Here is a 19,524-nt window from a genome sequence, read left to right as displayed (position 1 = left end):
CATGGAAAAATTCAACCGCCGTACACTTTTGAAGACCGCAGCCGCAACCGGTGCCGCGCTTGCCGCGCCTGTTTACGTTCGCACCGCGGCAGCCCGCACCACGACGATCACGGTCGCTTCGCTTCTTGGCGACGACAAGCCGGAGACCAAGGTCTGGGTGAGGATCGGCGAGCTTGTGGAGGCCAAGCTGCCGGGACAATTCAAATTCAACGTCGTCAAGAACGGCGCGCTCGGTGGCGAGAAGGAAGTGGCCGAAGGTGCGCGTCTCGGCTCGGTACAGGCAAGCCTTTCAACGGTCTCGTCGCTCTCCGGCTGGGTGCCGGAGTTGCAGATCCTCGATCTGCCTTTTCTGTTCCGTGACAGCGACCACGTTCGCAGAACGGTGGATGGAAGGGTCGGTGCAGATTTGAAACAAAAGCTCGCCAGCCAGAATTTCGTGATCGGCGGCTTCATAAACTACGGTGCCCGGCATCTGCTCACCAAGGAGCCGGTCACGCGTCCTGAGCAGCTCAAGGGCAAGACGATCCGCGTCATCCAGAGCCCGCTCCACACCAGGCTCTGGCGTGCTTTCGGTACGACGCCCGTCGGTATTCCGATCACCGAGACCTACAACGCGCTCTCGACCGGGGTGGCCGATGCCATGGACCTGACCAAGTCTGCCTATGCCGGCTTCAAGCTTTACGAGGTCGTACCTTATATGACCGAGACCGGTCACATCTGGGCTTCCGGCGTGATTTTCTATGCCACGAGCTTCTGGAACCGTCTCGATGATGAGCAGAAGGCGGTCTTTCTGGCTGCGTCGCAAGAAGGAGCAGTTTATTTCAACCAACTGATCGTCGAAGATGAGACGGCTTCCGCCGAACAGTCGCTCAAGAACGGCGGCAAGCTCTTGAAGCCGGAAGCCTTCGAGGAATGGCAGAAGGGCGCTCAAGGGGTGTGGCGGGATTTTGCCGGCATCGTCGGCGGCTTGGACCGGATCAAGGCTGTCCAGGCGGCATGAATGCGGACTCCTATATCTGCACCGGCAATCGAGACGCTTGACGAATTGCAGGCGCGCGACGAGTACCGTTATCTGATTGGCATCAAAACGGTCTTCGTCCGTCAACAGAAGGATTTCATCAGCGTATGACCAGCGGCTTGCATCACATCACGGCCATTACCCGCAAGATTCAGGCGAATGTCGATTTCTACGTGGGCTTCCTGGGTCTCAGATTGGTGAAACGCACGGCAGGTTTCGAGGACGCGCAACAGCTTCACCTGTTCTATGGTGACGGGGCGGCATCGCCGGGTTCGCTCGTAACATTCCTTGCCTGGGAAGATGGTTCGCTGGGACGCGTCGGCCATGGCGCGCCGAGCGAGATCAGTTTTGCGATCGCGCCGGAGGCAATCGGTTTCTGGCTGACGCGGGCGCTGCAATTCAACGTCAAGCTCAGCGGGCCGGCACAGGAATTCGGCGAACCGGTGCTCAGGCTCGCCGACCCGGACGGAATCATCGTCAAGCTGGTCGGCGTGGAAGAGACATCACCCTGGATCTGGTGGAAAGGCGGCGGTATCTCCGAGACGGATGCAATTCGCGGGCTACGCGGTGCGACGATCCTCTCCGAAAAGCCGGTGGAGACTGCGGAATTCCTGATCCGGCATATGGGGCTGAGGTTCGGACCGAAGGAGGGCAATATCCAGCGGCTGGTTTCGGATGCGCAGGATATTGTCGATGTCCGTGATGCCCATGGTTTCTGGACCGCTGCGCCGGGCGCGGGCACGATCGACCACATCGCTTTTCGTGCGTCCGACAAAGCGCATGTCGAGGCTGCGCATGCCGCCCTCCGGGCTGAAGGCGACGGTGAGATGAACATGCATGACCGGCACTATTTCTATTCGCTCTATGTGCGTGAGCCGGGCGGCACTCTGATCGAGCTTGCAAGCGATGGACCCGGTTTTACGACCGACGAGACAGTCGAAACGCTTGGCACGCGGCTCTTCATCCCGAAGCATTTCAACGCGGATCACGATGCACTTCGGGTCATGCTGCCGCAATTCGGCCTGCCCGGGGAGGAGCGGGTTATTTATCGCGACCTGCCTTTCGTGCACCGCATCCATATGCCGGAAAGATGGGATGGCTCGACGCTGGTTCTGCTGCACGGAACCGGTGCCAACGAAACCAGCATGCTGCCCTTCGGACGCAAGGTTGCGCCGAACGCCATGCTGATCGGCATTCGCGGACGCTCGACGGACGAGGGCTATCCGCGCTTCTTCCGCCGTTTCGACCAGGTGACGTTCGACCAGAAGGAGATCTTTTCCGAAACGGAAGCCTTCGTCGCTTTCGTTGAGGAACTGGCTCCGGCTTACGGGGTGGATCCTTCCCGAACTGCTTTCGTCGGCTATTCCAATGGCGGCAATATGATCGGAGCGGTCATGCAGCTTCATCCGACCCTGATCCGCAAGGCGGTCTTGCTGCGGTCGATGAACGTGCTCGAGGAAAAGCCGGTGGTCGACCTCTCGGGGACACAGGTCCTTTCGCTCAGCGCGACCGACGATTTTTACGGCCCGCTTACGCCGGAGCTGGAAAACCGGCTTCGCGCGGCGGGGGCAGAGGTGGCGGCGAAAAAACTCGACGCAAATCATGGGCTCGGTCGCGAGGACGAGGAGATCGTCCGCAACTGGCTGGCCGAAAAAGGCGTCTGATCAGTCGCCGTAGTGGAGAGCGATCGCCTCGACGGCTGCGGCGATATCCGCCTTGAATCCCAATCGCCTGAGACCAATTCCATACGCAGTGACATTGCCAAGCACGATGTCGAAACGGGCCCGCAAGCCGGTGTGGTTGAGCCGGATCAGGCGGTTTGCTCCCGGTCCGACGCCGATCGAAAACTCCATGCCGAGCGGAGCGGCTGCGGCAAGCAGCGCTTTGGGGTCGGCGGCCTCAGAAAGCTCGACAGCGGTGACGAGATGCGAACCTTTTTCCGGCTTCACCCAAGGCTCGGCGCCCAGCGCAATCAGTCCAGCATGCGTCGCCCTTGCAGCGCGGCCATGCCGTGCAATGACAGAAGCCAGACCTTCCGCTTCGAGCCGATCCAGAGCAGCCTCAAGCGCGAAAAATTCCAAAGGCGCCGTCGTGCCGGGAAGTGTGCCCCGGCCGGCGTCGAGCCAGATCTTCTGGTCGAGAAGCGAAAGAATGGAGCCCGTCGGACCGCCCTCCCGGGAGATCAGTTGCCAGGCGGCGGAACTGACGGAAAGTGCCGAAAGCCCGGCCGGGCCGGCCAGCGATTTCTGCGGACCGATGATGGCGATATCTACGCCCAGTTCATCGACATTCAGGTCGTGGCCGCCAACGGAGGCTACCGCATCAACGATCGTCACGATGCCGCGGGCGCGGGCGAGAGCGAGGATATCCTCCATCGGATTGAGGATGCAGCTTGCTGATTCCGCATGGCAGAGCGCCAGAACCTTCATGTCCGGATGGGCATTCAAGGCCCGTTCCACGGCTTCCACGTCGATCGGACGAGCCGGCTCTGCCGCCAGCTCAATGACGTCGGCCCCGCCGCGTCTCAGCCAGTTGCCGAACCAGAGGCCATAAGGACTGGTGACGATGTTGAGCACTTTCAGGCCGGGGCGCGCAAGGCTCGTCGCGACCGCTTCCAGCGCAACAACGGCTTCTGCCTGGATAAGGAGCACGTCGTTGCGCGTCCCGAGGACCTTTGCGATGCGATCGGCAATCGAGGCATAGCGCACGGCCGGGAACGGCGGCGCAGTGCTCAATGGATTCCAGGTTTCAGACGTCATGGGCGGAATCTCTCGTTGGTTCGATGACGAGGCGTGGCACTGCCGCAATCAAGGCTCTTGCCGCCTGAGATTGCGGATTCTCGATCATCTGCTCCGCCGGACCGCTTTCTACCAGCCGTCCGGCATCCATGACGGCAATCCGGTGGGAGACGGCTCGCAGCACGGCGAGATCGTGGGAAACGAAGAGATAAGCGATGCCCCGCTCTTCCTGCAACTCGACCAGCAATTCCAGAATCTTGCCGCGAATGGAAACGTCGAGCGCCGAGACCGCCTCGTCGAAAACGATCAGCGACGGTCGGGTGGCAATGGCGCGGGCAATCGCTATCCGCTGCCGCTGACCACCAGACACTTCGCGGATCGAGCGCGCAACGTAACTTGCAGGCAGGCCGACGCGGTCAAGCAATGCAGCGATCTCCTTCGGCCTTTCGGCTTTCGGCACGATGGCGTGGATGCGCAGCGGATCGTCGAGCACGGAGGCGACCGTGGCGCGTGGATTGAACGCGCCGAGCACATCCTGGAAGACCATCTGAATTTTCGCGCGACGACGGCGGAGGTCGGAACCCGAAAGTGTCAACCAGTCCTCATCCTCGAAGCGGACCGTGCCCGCATCCGGTGGGATCAACCGCATGAGGATGCGCGCCAGCGTCGATTTCCCGCTGCCGGAAGCGCCAGCGAGTCCGAGCGTCTTTCCGTCGGCAATTGTCAGCGACACGTCCTTGAGCGCCGCGATGTCGCGGCCGCCGGACGAAAAGCGTTTCGAGAGGTTTTCGATCGAGAGCAAGGTCATGAGGCAGGCTCTTTGATCAGGGGTGGTGTGGAGAGGTCGCGATGGCTGGCGATCAGCGTTTGCGTATAGATCTCCCGCGGGGAGGAAAGGACCGCAAGGGTCGGTCCGGCTTCGACTAGGTGGCCATCCTTGAAGATTGCGACGCGATCCGCGAAACCTGAAGCCAGAGCGATGTCATGGGTGATGAACAGGAGCGTCATATCGGCTTCTTTGACCAGATCGCCGAGCAGCGCCACGATCTCCGCCTGCACCACCATATCGAGCGCGCTGGTCGCTTCGTCGGCAATGAGAAAGCTCGGCTTTGCAACTAGCGCCGCAGCGATCGCGACGCGCTGGCGTTGACCGCCGGAAAGTTGGTGCGGGAAAGCTCTCAATGCCTTTTCCGGTTGCGGGATACGAACTTTTTCCAGAATCTTCAGCGCCTGGGCATAGGCGGCCGACCACGGAAGGCCAAGATGCCGGCGAGCGCCCTCAGCCACCTGTTCGCCGATGGTCAGAACGGGGTTGAGGCTGGAAGACGGGTCCTGGAAGACGAAGCCGAGCTCGCGGCCTGGATGTGGTGGATGGCCGGCTGACCATTCCATTTCGCCAGTCACGCGCGCGCCGGACGGCAGGAGCCCGGCGATGGCGCGCGCCAGCGTGCTCTTGCCGGAGCCGCTTTCGCCGATGATCGCCAGCCGTTCGCCGGCAAGGATGTCGAGATCAACCGCGTCCAGGGCCGGCGCCGGCTGACCGGCATAGACAACCGAAAGGCCGCCGATCCTGCAAAGCACGGTCATGCTTCGATCCTCCGCCCGGCAAGAGCCTTGGTCAGCCCCTCGCTGAAGAGGTAGACGCCGACGACCGTAATGACCAGCGCGATGCCGGGGAAGATCGACAGAAACGGCGAGGAGCGCAGGATATTGCGCCCCTCGGCAATCATGGATCCCCAGGTCACCGTGTTCGGGTCTCCAAGGCCGAGAAAGGAGAGGGCTGCTTCGGTCAGGATCGCCGCAGCGACGATGATGGCAGACAGCGCCAGAACCGGCGGCAGCGCATTCGGCAGAATTTCCTTCAATGCAATCTCCACCGGGTGCATGCCGATCACCCGTGCAGAGGCGACGTAATCCCGTTCCTTGATCGACAGAACCTGCGCGCGCGTGAGCCGCGCCGGGTTTGGCCAGGCGCCAAGCGCAATCGCCAGTACGACAATGGGCACCGAGGCGCCAACGACGCTGACGAAAGCCAGCGCCAGCAGGAAGCTTGGCACGATCTGGAAGGCATCGACTACACGCATCAGCGCTTCATCGATGAGGCCGCCGGCAAAACCCGCTGTCAATCCGACGCAAAGGCCGATGGTAATGGCTGCCAACGCGGCGGCGATGCCGACCAGGAGCGAGGTGCGCGTGCCATGGATGATGCCAGCCACGACATCGCGGCCGAGCCGGTCGGTGCCGAGCGGGAAATTCGGGTCGCTAAAGGGGGGTAGGAGGGCACGTCCGGCGATATGCAGCGGATCACCGGGAGACAGCACGGGGGCGAGAATTGCGATTAGAGCAAGGATAGCCAAAATGCACAGCCCAACGGCACCTTCCGGCGTTCTGCTAAGATTTCGGATGAGCTTCATTGGCCCCGCTCCGAGGCGCCGACCCGAGGGTCGAGTGCGGCATAGATGATGTCGATTACCAGGTTGACGCAGATAACCAGCACGGCACTGACGACGATGATGCCCATGAGCAGGGGCGCGTCGCGGCCGCTCACCGCTTCCTGGGCCAGTCGTCCAAAGCCCGGAATGGCAAAGATGCTCTCGATCACGACGCTGCCGCCGAGCATGGCGGCCGATTGCAGACCGAGCATGGTGACGAGCGGCAGGAGCGCGTTGCGCGCCACATGGCGCAGCACGATGCGGGTGCGGGAAAGGCCCTTGGCGCGGGCGAAGAGCACGAAATCCAGCGTCCAAGCCTCTGCTATGCCGGCCCGCATGACTCGCAGGAAGAGTGCCACATAGATGAGCGCCAACGTGCCGACAGGCAGAACGAGGTGCGTGGCGATGTCACCGGCTCGGGCAAGTCCGGTCTTGCCGGAAGCGATCGTCTCGATGCCGGAGGTCGGCAACCAGCGGAGCTGCACGGCAAATATGATGCTCAGCACCAGGCCGAGCCAGAAGCTCGGGATTGCGTATAGAACAAGGGAGACGACCGAGAGCGTTCGATCTGCGAGGCTTTCCGGCTTTGCACCGGCGACGATGCCAAGTGTAGACCCTAGCCCGAAGGAGAGCACCGTGGCACTGCCCATCAGGAGCAGCGTGTTCGGCAGGCGTTCGAGGATCAGGTCGAGCACCGGCCGGCCGAAGGCGACCGACCAGCCGAGATCGAGCCGCGCCAGCGACGAGGCATAGAGCCAGAGGCGGGCGAACATGGACTGGTCGAGACCATAGGCCTGGCGTAGCGCTCGCGCGACCGTGGCATCTCCGCCGCCGATCGACAGGAGATAGGCATCGACGGCGTCGCCCGAGGCGGATTCGAGCAGCAGGAAGGTCAATACGACGACGATCAGCAGCACGGGAATGCTGCTGATCGCGCGGCGCCTGATCAATCGAAGGGCACGGTTCACGCTGCTTGAAACCTCGGGACTCGGATTTCCAAGGCCAAGCCTATCACGATTGCAGCGCCGTATCCGCCCAGTTCGATACTGCCCAGCGCGGATTGTTGGAGACGTTGAGTACCGTGTCGCGCGCGACTGTGATGAAGCCCCATTCGGCGACGTTGATCAGCGGCAGGTCGGCGGCGACGATCTTCTGGAACTGTTTGTAGAGCTCCGTCCGCGCCGCCGTATCGATCGTCTCCGCCGCCTTGGAGATAATGCCATCGAGCTCCTTGCTGGCATAACCGCCCTGGTTGGAGAAGGGCACGCCCGCCGGAATGCCGGACTGAACGAGGATGGTGGTGGAAATCGTCGGATCGCCACGAAAGACGGGCGGGGCGACGGCCAGGTCGAAATCGTGATCCGTATAGACAGCCTTCTGGTGGGCAGCGGAATCCGCATTGACGAGTTGCGCTTCGATACCGATCGCGGCGAGCGCCTGGCGCAGGTAATCGCCGAACTGCCTCGTCTCGTTGAAATAGGGAGCGGGCCGGAGTTTCAGCGAGAAGCGCGTGCCATTGGCGCCTTTCGGATACCCGGCCTCATCGAGCAGGGCATTGGCCCTGGCGACGTCGAAATCGTAGGTCGGCACGTCGGCGTCATAAAATTCCGGCGCGTTCTTCGGCACCGGCCCGGTCGAGGCGACGGCATATCCAAGGAAGATCGTGTCGACGACGAATTTCCTGTCGATCGCATGCGCGATCGCCTGGCGCACCTTGAGGTCGGCGAGCTCCTTGCGGCGATGGTTGATCTCCACCACGAGCTGATAGGTCAATGCCTCATAGCCCTTGGAGATGACCTTGATGCCCGGCACTTTGGAAATGCGATCAAGATCCGTGAGCGGCACGGCCGAGAAGGCGGCAAGCTGGATTTCTTCTGCCTCGAGAGCCGCACCGGCACCGGCGCGGTCCGGCAGCACACGGAAGATCACTTCGTCGAGCTTTGGTTCGCCCTTTGCCCAGTAGTCCTCGTTCTTCGTCAGACGGTAATATTCGCCGGGCTTGTATTCCGCAAACTTGAACGGACCGGTGCCGATGAGCTTCGTATTCGCCGGGTTGGTCGCAATGTCCGTGCCTTCATAAACGTGCTTCGGCACGACGCTGCTGACGACTGGCAGCGCGTTGCGGATGAGCTGCACCGGCGTCGGCTTCGAAAACCGGAAGATGGCAGTCGTCTCGTCCGGCGTATCGACGGTCTCCAGATTGGCGAAGACGAGGCGACCGAGATTCTGCAGCGGCTTCCAGATGCTGAGCGCGGAGAAAGCGACATCGGCGGAGGTGAAAGGCTTGCCGTCGTGCCACTTGACGCCCTCGCGCAGCTTGAACGTAACGGACTTGCCGTCCGGAGAACCTTCCCAGGAGGTTGCAAGCCGGGGAGACAGCCCGTCCTTGCCCTCGAACGAGGCTTCCGCGAGCGGTTCGATCACTTTGCTGGCGACGAAGAACACGCCGTTCGAGGCAACGATCGCGGGGTTCAGATTTTTAGGCTCCGAGTCGGCCGCGACGATCAGCCGACCACCGGACGGTGCGTTCTGTGCGCGCGCAAATCTCGGCAGGGCGGTCGAAGCGAGCAGCGCGGCGCCAGCCTGAAAAAGGGTTCGTCTTGAAAGGCTTGCGATCGACATTGTTCTCTCCTGCGTCCAACATTTTCGACGGATATTGCCAGCGAAATCGCCAGTCGCACAGGCAGGAAATTTCGCCGAGCCGCATTCGGGAACAAATTCCCGGTCGAAACCGGGTCGTATCGATAAAAAAGGGTCCGGCAGGACGTCCCGCCAGACCCCTCAAGGCCGGGAGGACCTTTACGGATAGATTTTCTTGGCAAGGTCCATCATCGGACCATATTCGTCCAACTCGCGGGTGCCGAGCAGTTTGGCGCTGGCGAAACGCTTCGACTCCGGATCGAGCTGGTCTTCGACGCCTTTGATCACAGGCAGCATCCAAGCCTTCGCGTAGGTCACCTGCGATTCCATTTCGAGGAAATGGTTGATGAAGAGTTTTGCCGCGTTGGGATGCGGCGCGTTCTTCATAATGGCGAAATGGATCGACACATAGGGAACGCCTTCCGGCGGCACGATCACCTTGATCGGCAGCCCCTGCAAGTCATTGGCGAAGGCGAACATCTGCGGGATGTAGACCGGATATTCGCCGCGGGCGACGCGACGGGCATCATTGCGGAGATCCCGACTGAAAACAGGCTTGTTTTCAGCCAGCTTTTCGTTGAACTCCTGGCCGAAAGTCTTGTTGAAGACCACGAACATGGTGCCGCCGGAGCCGAGGGGGCGCATGTCGTCGGAGAGGATCTTGCCCTTCCACTTCGGATCGGCGAGGTCCTTCCAGCTCTTCGGCTCATCCTCCGGTTTCACGAGGCCGGTGTTCACCAGGATGCCATAGGCTTGCAAAAAGCCGGGCACGTGATCGTCGGCGACTTCTTTTTTCATGTCGTCGCGAATCTTGGCGACGTTCGGAATCTCACCGAGCGGCTCGATTTGGATGCCTTGGTTTTTTCCCGTTTCAATCGAGTTTGCCGAATGCATCTGGATATCGGCGATGTAGCGGCCGGCAGCCTGTTCGGAGCGCAGGCGTTCGGTCAGTTCGCTGGCGCGCACATCGAGCGATTCGACCTTGATGCCGTATTTTTCCTGAAAGGATTCAACGACGGCGACGAAGTTCGGCGCGCCGAGTTGCGAGTTATAGACGGTGACGGTGCCTTCTTTCTTGGCGGCTTCCACCACCTTGTCCCAGTCGGCATCCTGCGCCAGCGCAGGTCCTGCGAGTATTGCGCCGAGCGCCAATACAGTGAATTTCTTGATAAGCGACATTTCTCCTCCCTGGAATATTCGCTGTGATTTCGGGCGTCATCAGATCTCCACGACGACGTAGTCCTCGTCGATGGAGACCGGAAAGACCTCGGCCTGATAAGGGCCTTCCGTGAGCGCTCCGCCTTTGGCGACGGTGACGTCGAAACTTTTCACACGGGTGCGCGCCGGATCGCACCAGGATTTCCCGGTGCGGATGTCGAACTCCCAGCCGTGCCAGGGGCAGCGTACCAGCTCGCCGTGCCGCGTCATGCGGTACTGGCCAGGCTCGTCGGATTCAGCCAGGCCCACCATCTGGCCGCGGCAGAGATCGGCGCCCTCGTGCGGACAGCGGTTGGCGATGGCGAAGAATTCGCCCTTGACGTTGAAGAGGGCGATGTCGCGGCCTGCGACCTTCACCAGTTTGGATTTGCCGATATCGAGTTCATCGACCCTTGCGACGACGTGACGAGCCATTCTCAGTTCAATCCATAGAAGTTGACAGCATTTCCGGCGAAGATCGCCGCTTTCTCGGCCGCGGTGAGCGGTATCTTGAAAGCGTAACGAGGATCGTCGAAGTCCCAATGCGGATAGTCGGTCGAGAACATCAGCCGATCGGTCCCGATCCATTTCAGCGTGTCGGTGAGGTTTTTCGCCGGGTTCGGTTCTTCCATCGGCTGGGTGGTGAACCAGATATTGCGGCGCAGGTATTCAGACGGTGGCCGCTTCACATGCGGGACTTCGTCGCGCATCGTGCTCCAGGCCTTGTCCATGCGCCAACCGAAAGCGGGCACCCAGGAAAAGCCGCCTTCAACGAACGAGACTTTGAGCTCCGGAAAGCTCTCGAAGACCCCTTCGAAAATCAGGCTGGCAATCCCCGCCTGCATCGTCTGCACCTGACTATGGTGTTCTTCGATATAGTAGGACGGCCAGCCGGCGCCGGTCGCCGGATGCCCGCCGACGCCGCCGACATGCAGCGAGATCGGCAGGCCATGGCCGACGGCGGCTTCGAAGATAGACCAGTGACGGCGTTTTCCCAGCGGTTCGATGGAGCGCGGCGGCAGGAGAACCTGCGCGAACCGCTTGTCGGAAGCGCGGCGATTGATCTCCGCAACAGCGCTCGCCGGGTCTTCCTGAGTGACGATGATCGAGCCGCGCAGTCGCGGTTCTGGTTCCAGGAATTTGCCGAGCTGCCAGTCGTTCAGCGCGGTCGCGAGCGCCACGGCGAAGTCCGGATGGCGCTGGCCGCTGGCATTGAAGCGCAGCGGCACAAGCACGCCGATATCGATGCCCAGCCCGTCGAGATGCTGTTCACGCAGGAAGGGCAAATCGGAACCCGGCGGACCGCCGGTCGGCGGCCAGGAATCGACGCGCGAGACTTCCGGCACCATGCGCGGATGGGAGAGCGTTTCGGCAAGCCCCTGTCGGGTATGGCCGCCATAGGTCGCCAGATGATCCTTCCACCGCTGCGCGAGATAGGGATGCAGTTCGGCCGGCGTCTTCATAGACGGATGAATGTCGCAGTCTATGAGGTTGTATTTGGCCTTTGCCTCGACCGGGCGCTCCAGCGTTTGGGTTTCCGTCATTTCGCGACCTCCTTTCCGAAAACCGCGGCGATCCGCGAATAGGTGGCGAGCGGATTGTCGATCAGAATTTTCCTCGCCAGCGTTTCGCCGAAACTTGCGGAAAGCGCGTTCAGGCCTTCGAATTGCGTATGCGGATAATCCGTCGAAAAGAGCAGGATGTCGTCGCAATCGATATGCTCGAGCGTGCGCGCGAGTGCGTCCGTTCCAATCGGGGCTTCGACAGGCTGCAGCGTGAACCGCACATGCCTTTTCACGATATCGCTCGGTTGTTCCGTCACCCAGGGCGTCTCGGCGCGCACGCCGCGCCAGGTCTTGTCGGCCCGCCAGAAGAAGGATGGCAGCCAGGTGAAACCGCTTTCAGCGAAGACCACCTTCAGGTCGGGAACCTTGTGGAAGACACCTTCGGAAATGAGGCTCAGGAGCTGGCTTTCGAAGATCGATGCCTGAGCCACATGGGCCTCGACGAAATAACTTGGCCAGCCGGTGGCGGTTGGCGCATGGCGATTGCTTCCACCGGCATGAATACAGAGTGGTAGCCCGTTTCGCGCGGCGGCCTCGTAGATCGGCCAGTATCGCCGGCGGCCGAGAGGCTCGTCGTTCTGGGCGAGGATCAGTACCTGAACAAAACGTTTGTCGGCGGCGCGTTTCTCGATTTCCGCGACGGCGAGTTCGGCATTCTGGGCGGAGACGATGATGGAACCCCGCAGGCGTTGCTCCTTGTCCAGCCATTCCCGTGCCAGCCATTCGTTGACCGCGCCGCAAAGCGCCGCCGCCATATCGTCGGAATGCATGATCATCGAGCCATGCAGCACATTGCAGATGGCGAACCGTGTGCCGAACGGATCGAGCGCCTGGGAGCGCACCGTCTCCAGGGTGTCACCCGCAAAGCCGCTTGTCGCCGTCCAGTCCGAACGGACATTGATTGGCGCACGTGCCGGTGAGGACGTCATGGCAAGGCTCAGCCGATCGACGCCGCGCATGACAAAGGTCTCGCGCCAGTAGTCGTCCAGATAGGGAAGCAGCGTCCTGGTCGCCGGTGAGGCTGGGTGGAGATCGCAATCGATCCCCCCGACCGTCGAGAGGCCCGTCTCCTTGCCCAATGATCTGACCATTTCATTCATGCGATTACTCCGGGTCAGGCCAGACGGTAGACGTGCTTTGCGTTGTCGCGGAATATCTGCGCGCGTTCCGTCGGCGACAGCGGCACCTTGAAGGCAAAACGCGGATCGTCGAAATCCCAATGCGGATAATCGGTCGAGAACATCAGCCGGTCGGTGCCGACCCAGCGGAGCGTGTCGAGAAGGTGGCGGTTGTTTTCCGGCTCCTCGATCGGCTGGGTGGTGAACCAGACGTTCTCGCGGATATATTCGGACGGCGGCCGTTTCACATGCGGGACTTCGGAACGCATCCGCTCCCATTGCTTGTCGAGCCGCCAGGCAAGGGGTGCCGCCCAGGCGAAGCCCCCCTCGACAACCACGAGCTTCAGCTTCGGGAATCGCTCGAAGACGCCTTCAAAGACCATGCTTGTGACGACGCTCTGCAGGCTGTGCGAGAAGGCGTAGTGTTCCTCGATGTAGAATGAAAGCCATCCTGCGCCACTGTTGGTGTGCCAGCCGTAGGCGGCCGAATGCATGCCGATCGGCATATTGTAGTGCTCGGCTGCTTCATAGATCGGCCAATAGCGGCGGCGTCCCGCCGGTTCGATGGTGCGCGGCGGGATGGCAATCTGCACGAAGCGGCTATCGCCGATCCGCGCGTCGATTTCGGCCAGCGCGGACGGAGTATCTTCCTGGGTGACGCAGATCGAGCCCTTCAGGCGCGGTTCGGGAGCCATCCATTTGTCGATCTGCCAGTCGTTGGCGGCAGCGCACATGGCTGCGCCGAGCTCCTGGTTCAGCGTCGAGGAACCGGCCGCGAGCGGCTGCAGGATGCCGTATTCGATGCCGAGCGGATCGAGGAGCTGTTCCTGCAGATAGGCGAGATCGGAGGCAGGCGGCCCGCCATTCGGTGGCCAGGAGTCGCGCCGCATGCCGTTGCCGGGCGTCATGCGCGGGTAGGGCAGGGTGCCGACGACCGGATTGGCGCTGCGCGGTCCGTAGTCCGCCAGATGGTCGCGCCAGCGCGCGGGCAGGAATTTCGAAAGCTCGCTCGGCGTGCTGAGGGCCGGGTGGATATCGCAATCGATGACGCCGAGCTTAGCCTCGGCCGTGGCGTCCTTTTCCAGAACGGCTTGATTCATGGGTTAACCCTCCAGTCGCGGGTAGGTGGCGAGCGCGTTTTCCCGGACCAGGCGGTCGATCAGGCGTTCCGGAAAGCCCGCGGGAATGGCGGCATCACCTTCGAACTGCGGATGCGGATAGTCGGTCGAAAAGAGCAGCATGTCGTCGGCGTCGAGATGTTCGATGATGCGCTCCAGCTCCTTTGGATCACGCGGCGCGTCGAAGGGTTGCGTCGTCATGCGAATCTGGCGGCGGACCAGCGCGGCCGGCGGTTCCTTCACCCACGGTATCTCGATGCGGGCGCCGCGCCAGTCCTTGCTCATGCGCCACATCTGGCCGGGCAGCCAGGAGACACCGGATTCGATCAGCACGATCTTCATGTCGGGAAATTTGCCGAGCACACCTTCGGCGACGAAACTGCCGACCTGGGCTGCAAAACCCTGGATCTGGTGGACGTAATCTTCGGCAAGATAGGAGAGGAAACCGCTTTGGCTGGGTGCATGGCGATAGGCGCTGCCGGCATGCACGCCCAGTGTGAAACCGTGGCGCTGGGCAGCCTCGTAGATCGGCCAATAGTAGCGACGGCCGAGCGGCATTTCGCCCTGGCAGAGCGCCAGCACCTGCACGAAACGCTTGTCGTCGGCAAAACGCTCGATCTCCTCGACGGCGGCTTCAGGATTCTGCATCGGCAGGACGAGCGAGGCGCGCAGCCGCGGGTCCTTGTCCAACCATTCCGCCTTCAGCCAGTCGTTGGTGGCGCGGCAGATCGCGGTGGCGAGATAAGGGTCGTAGATTGCGTGCACGCCGGTCACGCAGTTCAGGATCGCATATTTGAGGCCGAACGGATCGAGCAGGTTCTTGCGCAATTTTTCGACGCCCCTGCCTTCGGCAGCCTTCCAGTCCTCGCGGAAAAATGGCCTGGTGCGTGTCGGGAAATTGGTGAGTTCAAGGCGATCGACATCGCGCGAAACCACGATCTCCTGCCAGTAATCGTCCAAATATGGCAGCAGATCGGCGCGCTGGGGCGCATCCGGGTGAACGTCACAGTCAATCGCGCCCAATTGCGACAAAACCGGGCTCCGCTGGACCACAGCAGTATCCACCGCGCAAACCTCCCTTTTTTCGGCGGCCAGCTCTCTGTCCAGTGGCCAGCCCGCATCTCACTCCCGGGACGGTGCGTTTTAACGCGGCTACCGCCCATCGTATCCGTGATGCGTTTCCTCGATGTGAAAGGTAAGGGGCGCCGAAGCGCGTGAGAATACTCTTTTTTGTCGTAGCGGCTTTCGCAAAACGAGAAAGCCGAAAGGCATTCGGCTTTTCCTCCGCGGCAAAGATGCGGCGGAACTATGCGGCTCTTTCGCCGTGTACCAGTGACGCATGCATATGGATCTTCAGCCAATCCATCAGCGCCTTCACACTTGGCTTTCGGGCCTGCGTCTGGGGGATCAGCGCCTTCAGCCAGAGTTCCGCGACGGGATAGTCCGGCAGAAGTTCCATGAGCTTGCCTGTCCTGATCGAGTCTTCGGCCACATAGCTCGCCACCATGGCAACGCCGCGACCCCGCAACGCCAGATCATGCAGGATCTGCGTGTCGTTGGCGCTGAAGGCGGAACGCACTTCCACATCGATGGGTCCGCCGGGGCTCATGAAGGACCATGTCGAACCCGTCGCGTGGAAGGTCAGACAGATGTGATTGACGAGATCGCGCGGATGTTTCGGAATACCTCTCGTTTCGAGATAGGAGGGGGCGGCGCACAGTTTTCTCGGGTAGGGGCAAAGCGGCTCGTCGATAACGTTGGAATAGGAGGCAGGCAACGCCCCGAGCGCGATGTCATAGCCCTCCTCGGCCGGATTGACGGATCGATCGACCAGCGCAAGATCCATGGTGACATTTGGATTCTCCTGCTGGAAATCGCTGAGGATACGGGCGAGGAAGGCGATCGTCACCGTCGTCGGCGCCTTTATCCGGAGATGTCCTTCAATACGCTGAGCGACTGCGGCAGCACCGCTGATCGCATCGTCGACTTCTTTCACCAGCGCCTGGTAGCGAGGCAGGTAACGTTCGCCGACCTCTGTCAGGATGAGCTGGCGTGTCGAACGGACGAAGAGTTTCACCCGCATCTGATCTTCCAGCCGGCTGATGCGCTTCGTCACCACGGACGGGGCAACACCGAGGTGACGGCCGGCGGCAGAGAAGCTGCCTGAGCGGGAAACTGCGATGAATGTACGGATATTTACGAGCGTGTCCAATGCCTTAGCCTCCCGATCCGCCTTCGAAAGACGATCCTCCGTTTGAACCTTAACACAGTTTATCTTTCTGTTTTCGAGAAAAGTGAATGTAAAAAAATGGTGCTTTTCGACTGCATGGGAAAAGGTCAATGTAACAGAAGAGGGAATTCCGGTTCTCCGTGTGATGCCGTTCTGGCCTCTTGGGAAGAGGAGGGTAATCGACCGGAATTCGTAAACAGGGAGTTTCAATTGATATCGGGCGGCGTTGTCGGAAGGGAAGTTTCGCCGAGCCGCCGGGTGCATATCAGGGACCTTGTCAAATGTGGAGTACGTGCCAGATCATTTCCAGCCGATATCGAATTGAACGGCGAGTGAGAGTCTAGGGCACTGCCGCGGCCTTTCGGGCCGGGACGGGAGAAAGGTGGCGAAGCCGTTCGGGAAAACGGCTTGGTCGAAAGGAGATCGCGGCGGGACGGCCGCGGAGAGTTCGGTGTCGGATGCCGGGAAAGACCCGGACCAAACACCAAATCGTCAAGTTCCAGGGAGGAGAGATACGTGACGAAAACGATATTCGTGACTTCGGCCATGAGGAAATGGTCGCGGCGATTTTTTCTGACAGTCGCAGGCGGCCTGATCATGGCGTCGGCGGTGGGCCTGCCGGTTCAGGCACAGGACGCCGAATGGCAGAAGGTGATCGAGGCGGGCAAGAAGGAGGGCACGCTCGTCCTCTATACGGCGCTGGTCGGCCAGCCGAGTACGAAGGCGATCGCGGAGGCCTTCACAGAAGAGTATGGCATCGAGGTCGAAATCCTCGAAGCCCGCGCCAGCGAGATTCGCGAGCGCGTTCGCGTCGAGCAAGCTGCAGGCCGTTTTGCTGCCGACGTGATGTTCACCAGCGAAGGGCAGACCATGCTCTACAATACGCAGGACAAGTCGGTCGATCCGCTGCCCGTGACGCCGAACTCCGGCAAGATCAACGACAGGTTCAAGCTCAAGGTTCCGATGGCTTCGGTCATGACCATTCCCTACGGCATCATGATCAATACCAGCCTCGTCAAGCCGGAGGATGAGCCGAAGAGCTGGAAAGACCTCGCTGATCCGAAATGGCAGGGCAAGATCCTTTCCGACGATCCGCGCGCCATCGGCGCCGGCTATCTCTGGTTCTTCTCGACCCATGACCGGATTGGAGAGGATTACGTTAAGAAGGTCGCCGGACAGAAGCTCGTCTTCACCCGCGACCAGCGAGAATCCCAGCGCCGCACCGCGCGTGGCGAATATTCGATCTACATGCCGGTCATCCTGACCGACTTCTCGGATCTGAAGGGCCTGCCGGTCAAGTTCATCATTCCCGAGGAAGGCGTTCCTTACGTGCTTTATGGCAACGTCCTGCTCAAGAAGGCTCCGCACCCGAACGCCGCCAAGCTCTATCTCGACTTCATGCAGAGCCCCACCGTGCAGAAAATTTACGCGGGTCTCGGTTACGGTCCGGTGCTGGACGGCATGACAGAAGGCCTGCCGGCCGACGTCAAGGCGATTTCCGAAGCCAAGCTCTACGGAACGACGGATACGACGCGCCAGAACGAGATGCTCGCCAAGTCGAAGGAAATTTTCAAGTGACGTGACGCGCCGTCGTCGGCCCGGGGGCTTCAACTTCGGGCCGATGCCGGCGCTTTTTTCATGACATCGGAGCAGCGAGGATCCCATGACGATTATCCATAATCGCTCCCTAGACGATATCACCGATAACGCACCTGTTCTCGGTGGCAATGCCTTTACACGTGCTTTTTCCGGCGGTTCCCTGCCGCGGCTGATCGGCATGCTGGTGCTGATCCTCATCCTCGGCTTCCTGACGATCTATCCGCTCTCGATGCTGCTTTACGGCAGCCTGCATTCCACGCCTCCGGGCATGGCCGGCGAATTCAATCTGAACGGCTATCGTTCGATCATGACCACCCAGAACCTCATGATTCTGGCCAATACCGTCGGCATTTCGCTTGCCAAGACCATTCCGTCCCTGGTGATCGCGGTTTTTCTCGCCTGGATCGTCGCGCGCACCGACACGCCGTTCCGCGGCACGCTGGAAGTGCTGATCACATTGCCATTCTTCATCCCGCCGATTTTGACGGCTATGGCCTGGGGCATGCTCGGCAATCCGCAAGTCGGCGTTATCAACATGGTTTGGCGATGGCTTACCGGCGCACAAGATCCGCTGGTCAACATCTACTCCTATGGCGGCGTCATCTGGCACATGTGTCAGTATTCGATTCCGTTCCTCTTCCTGTTCATGGTCGATGCATTTCGGGCGATGGACCCCTCGCTCGAAGAGTCGAGCCGCATGTGCGGCGCCTCGCGCTGGACGACCTTCCGCAAGATTACGCTGCTCCTGATGCTGCCGGTGCTGACCAGCTCCTTCATGCTGAGCTTCATCAAAGGTATCGAGACCTTCGAGTCGGCTCTGTTCTTCGGCCTTCCGGCCGGGATCAAAGTCATCACCACGGATATCTACGAGTCGATCAACCACCGCGCCACGCCGGATTACCAATACGCGACCTCGCTTTCCTTCGCGATCATGGGCCTGATGTTCCTGCTCGTCATCGCGCAATGGGCGATCCTGCGCGGCAAGAGTTTTCAGACCGTCACAGGCAAGGGGTTCCGTCCCAATGTGATGGAACTCGGCCCCTGGCGCTGGGTAACCTTCGCCTTCTGTCTGCTCTTCTTTTTCATCACCGTCCTGCTGCCGGTCGGCCAGCTGGCGCTCGGCTCATTCTTCCGGTTCTTCGGGTTCTACACCTACGACATGCTGACGCTGGAGCATTACAAGTCTGTCTTCTCCAATTCGGAATTCTGGCGGGCGGTGCGTAACACGATGATGCTCGGCTTGCTCGGCGCGACCGCCACAATGGCGCTCGGCGCCGTGGTGGCCTACATTTCCGTGCGCACCAAATGGAAGGGCCGCAGCCTGATCGACGGCATGGCCTGGTTGCCCTGGATGATGCCGGGTATGGTTCTCGGCGTCGGCTTCCTTTGGGCGTTCGCGATGCTGCCTGGGCCAATCCCGATCTATGGCACGGTCTGGGCGCTGCTGCTTGCCTATATCGCGCTGGGTACGCCGGTTGCTGTCCGCGTCATGACAGGCTCCTATCACCAGCTTTCCTATGACCTCGAAGAGTGTTCGCGCGTCCACGGCGCAAGCTGGGTTCAGACGATGTGGCGCATCCTGGTGGCGCTCGCCTGGCCGGCTTTCGCGGTCGGCTGGGTGCTCACCTTCTTCGGCATCATGCGCGAGCTTTCAGCATCGATCCTTCTCTATTCGGTCGGTTCGGAAACGCTTGCCGTCGTGCTCCTGAAGCTCTGGGCGAACGGCAATGCCGAGCAGGTGAGCGTCATCGGGCTCCTGATGATGTTGCTCGTTATCCTGTTCCGATGGGTGCAGCTCCGTTTCATCAAGGCGCGCATCAGCAAACTTTAGGCACGGCGGCTCCGGCCGCCGCCCTCTATCGTTTTTTT

The 19,524-nt window shown here is 61.0% G+C and carries 18 protein-coding genes; 5 read left to right on the top strand and 13 right to left on the bottom strand.

Annotation, left to right across the window (positions count from 1 at the left end; genetic code table 11):
* The first annotated feature begins 1 nt into the window (after position 1).
* From QEO92_RS11680 to QEO92_RS11670, 3 genes are read left to right on the top strand one after another with little or no spacing between them, the layout of a single operon-like run.
* Positions 2-1,000: a TRAP transporter substrate-binding protein gene (locus QEO92_RS11680; RefSeq protein ID WP_227703118.1), complete on the top strand. Its 999-nt coding sequence runs from the start codon at positions 2-4 to the stop codon at positions 998-1,000.
* The gene (locus QEO92_RS11675) at positions 1,001-1,129 is read left to right on the top strand and encodes a hypothetical protein (protein ID WP_265105687.1); all 129 of its coding nucleotides are present in this window, start codon (positions 1,001-1,003) and stop codon (positions 1,127-1,129) included.
* Complete coding sequence (locus QEO92_RS11670; protein WP_227703117.1) at positions 1,126-2,682, top strand: VOC family protein; 1,557 nt, start codon at positions 1,126-1,128, stop codon at positions 2,680-2,682. The genes QEO92_RS11675 and QEO92_RS11670 overlap by 4 nt, the downstream gene beginning before the upstream one ends.
* On the opposite strand, the gene QEO92_RS11665 is transcribed toward QEO92_RS11670, so the two are convergent.
* The 13 genes from QEO92_RS11665 to QEO92_RS11605 form a co-directional block, all read right to left on the bottom strand.
* A complete protein-coding gene (locus tag QEO92_RS11665) occupies positions 2,683-3,777 on the bottom strand; it encodes a pyridoxal-phosphate-dependent aminotransferase family protein (protein ID WP_227703116.1) in 1,095 nt (364 codons plus the stop codon). It lies immediately after the preceding gene.
* Positions 3,767-4,564: an ABC transporter ATP-binding protein gene (locus tag QEO92_RS11660; RefSeq protein ID WP_227703115.1), complete on the bottom strand. Its 798-nt coding sequence runs from the start codon at positions 4,562-4,564 to the stop codon at positions 3,767-3,769. Before QEO92_RS11660 ends, QEO92_RS11665 begins: the two co-directional genes overlap by 11 nt.
* Complete coding sequence (locus QEO92_RS11655; protein ID WP_227703114.1) at positions 4,561-5,343, bottom strand: ABC transporter ATP-binding protein; 783 nt, start codon at positions 5,341-5,343, stop codon at positions 4,561-4,563. Before QEO92_RS11655 ends, QEO92_RS11660 begins: the two co-directional genes overlap by 4 nt.
* On the bottom strand, positions 5,340-6,170 hold the full coding sequence (locus tag QEO92_RS11650; protein ID WP_227703113.1) for an ABC transporter permease: 831 nt from the start codon (positions 6,168-6,170) through the stop codon (positions 5,340-5,342). Before QEO92_RS11650 ends, QEO92_RS11655 begins: the two co-directional genes overlap by 4 nt.
* A complete protein-coding gene (locus QEO92_RS11645; protein ID WP_227703112.1) occupies positions 6,167-7,156 on the bottom strand; it encodes an ABC transporter permease in 990 nt (329 codons plus the stop codon). The genes QEO92_RS11650 and QEO92_RS11645 overlap by 4 nt, the downstream gene beginning before the upstream one ends.
* 43 nt (positions 7,157-7,199) lie before the next feature.
* Positions 7,200-8,810, bottom strand: a complete 1,611-nt coding sequence (locus QEO92_RS11640; protein WP_227703111.1) for an ABC transporter substrate-binding protein — start codon at positions 8,808-8,810, stop codon at positions 7,200-7,202.
* A 177-nt stretch (positions 8,811-8,987) separates the two neighbouring features.
* Entirely contained in the window at positions 8,988-10,007 is a 1,020-nt protein-coding gene (locus QEO92_RS11635; RefSeq protein ID WP_227703110.1) for an ABC transporter substrate-binding protein, read from the bottom strand.
* Positions 10,008-10,046: 39 nt separating this feature from the next.
* Complete coding sequence (locus QEO92_RS11630; protein WP_037147673.1) at positions 10,047-10,460, bottom strand: Rieske (2Fe-2S) protein; 414 nt, start codon at positions 10,458-10,460, stop codon at positions 10,047-10,049.
* A 2-nt stretch (positions 10,461-10,462) separates the two neighbouring features.
* On the bottom strand, positions 10,463-11,569 hold the full coding sequence (locus QEO92_RS11625) for an amidohydrolase family protein (RefSeq protein ID WP_227703109.1): 1,107 nt from the start codon (positions 11,567-11,569) through the stop codon (positions 10,463-10,465).
* Positions 11,566-12,690, bottom strand: a complete 1,125-nt coding sequence (locus QEO92_RS11620; protein WP_227703108.1) for an amidohydrolase family protein — start codon at positions 12,688-12,690, stop codon at positions 11,566-11,568. The genes QEO92_RS11625 and QEO92_RS11620 overlap by 4 nt, the downstream gene beginning before the upstream one ends.
* Before the next feature lie 14 nt (positions 12,691-12,704).
* Complete coding sequence (locus QEO92_RS11615) at positions 12,705-13,808, bottom strand: amidohydrolase family protein (RefSeq protein WP_227703107.1); 1,104 nt, start codon at positions 13,806-13,808, stop codon at positions 12,705-12,707.
* A gap of 3 nt (positions 13,809-13,811) precedes the next feature.
* The gene (locus QEO92_RS11610; protein ID WP_227703106.1) at positions 13,812-14,891 is read right to left on the bottom strand and encodes an amidohydrolase family protein; all 1,080 of its coding nucleotides are present in this window, start codon (positions 14,889-14,891) and stop codon (positions 13,812-13,814) included.
* Positions 14,892-15,132: 241 nt separating this feature from the next.
* Positions 15,133-16,038, bottom strand: a complete 906-nt coding sequence (locus QEO92_RS11605) for a LysR family transcriptional regulator (RefSeq protein ID WP_037148561.1) — start codon at positions 16,036-16,038, stop codon at positions 15,133-15,135.
* A 534-nt stretch (positions 16,039-16,572) separates the two neighbouring features.
* Here QEO92_RS11605 and QEO92_RS11600 point away from each other — a divergent pair.
* On the top strand, positions 16,573-17,634 hold the full coding sequence (locus tag QEO92_RS11600) for an ABC transporter substrate-binding protein (protein ID WP_052182710.1): 1,062 nt from the start codon (positions 16,573-16,575) through the stop codon (positions 17,632-17,634).
* A gap of 85 nt (positions 17,635-17,719) precedes the next feature.
* Complete coding sequence (locus QEO92_RS11595; protein ID WP_227703105.1) at positions 17,720-19,486, top strand: ABC transporter permease; 1,767 nt, start codon at positions 17,720-17,722, stop codon at positions 19,484-19,486.
* Positions 19,487-19,524: the final 38 nt, after the last annotated feature.

This window comes from Neorhizobium petrolearium (genome assembly GCF_029854435.1).
Lineage (GTDB): Bacteria > Pseudomonadota > Alphaproteobacteria > Rhizobiales > Rhizobiaceae > Neorhizobium > Neorhizobium petrolearium.
Note: the sequence above shows the minus strand (reverse complement) of the source record. Positions and strands in the feature narration are given on the sequence as shown.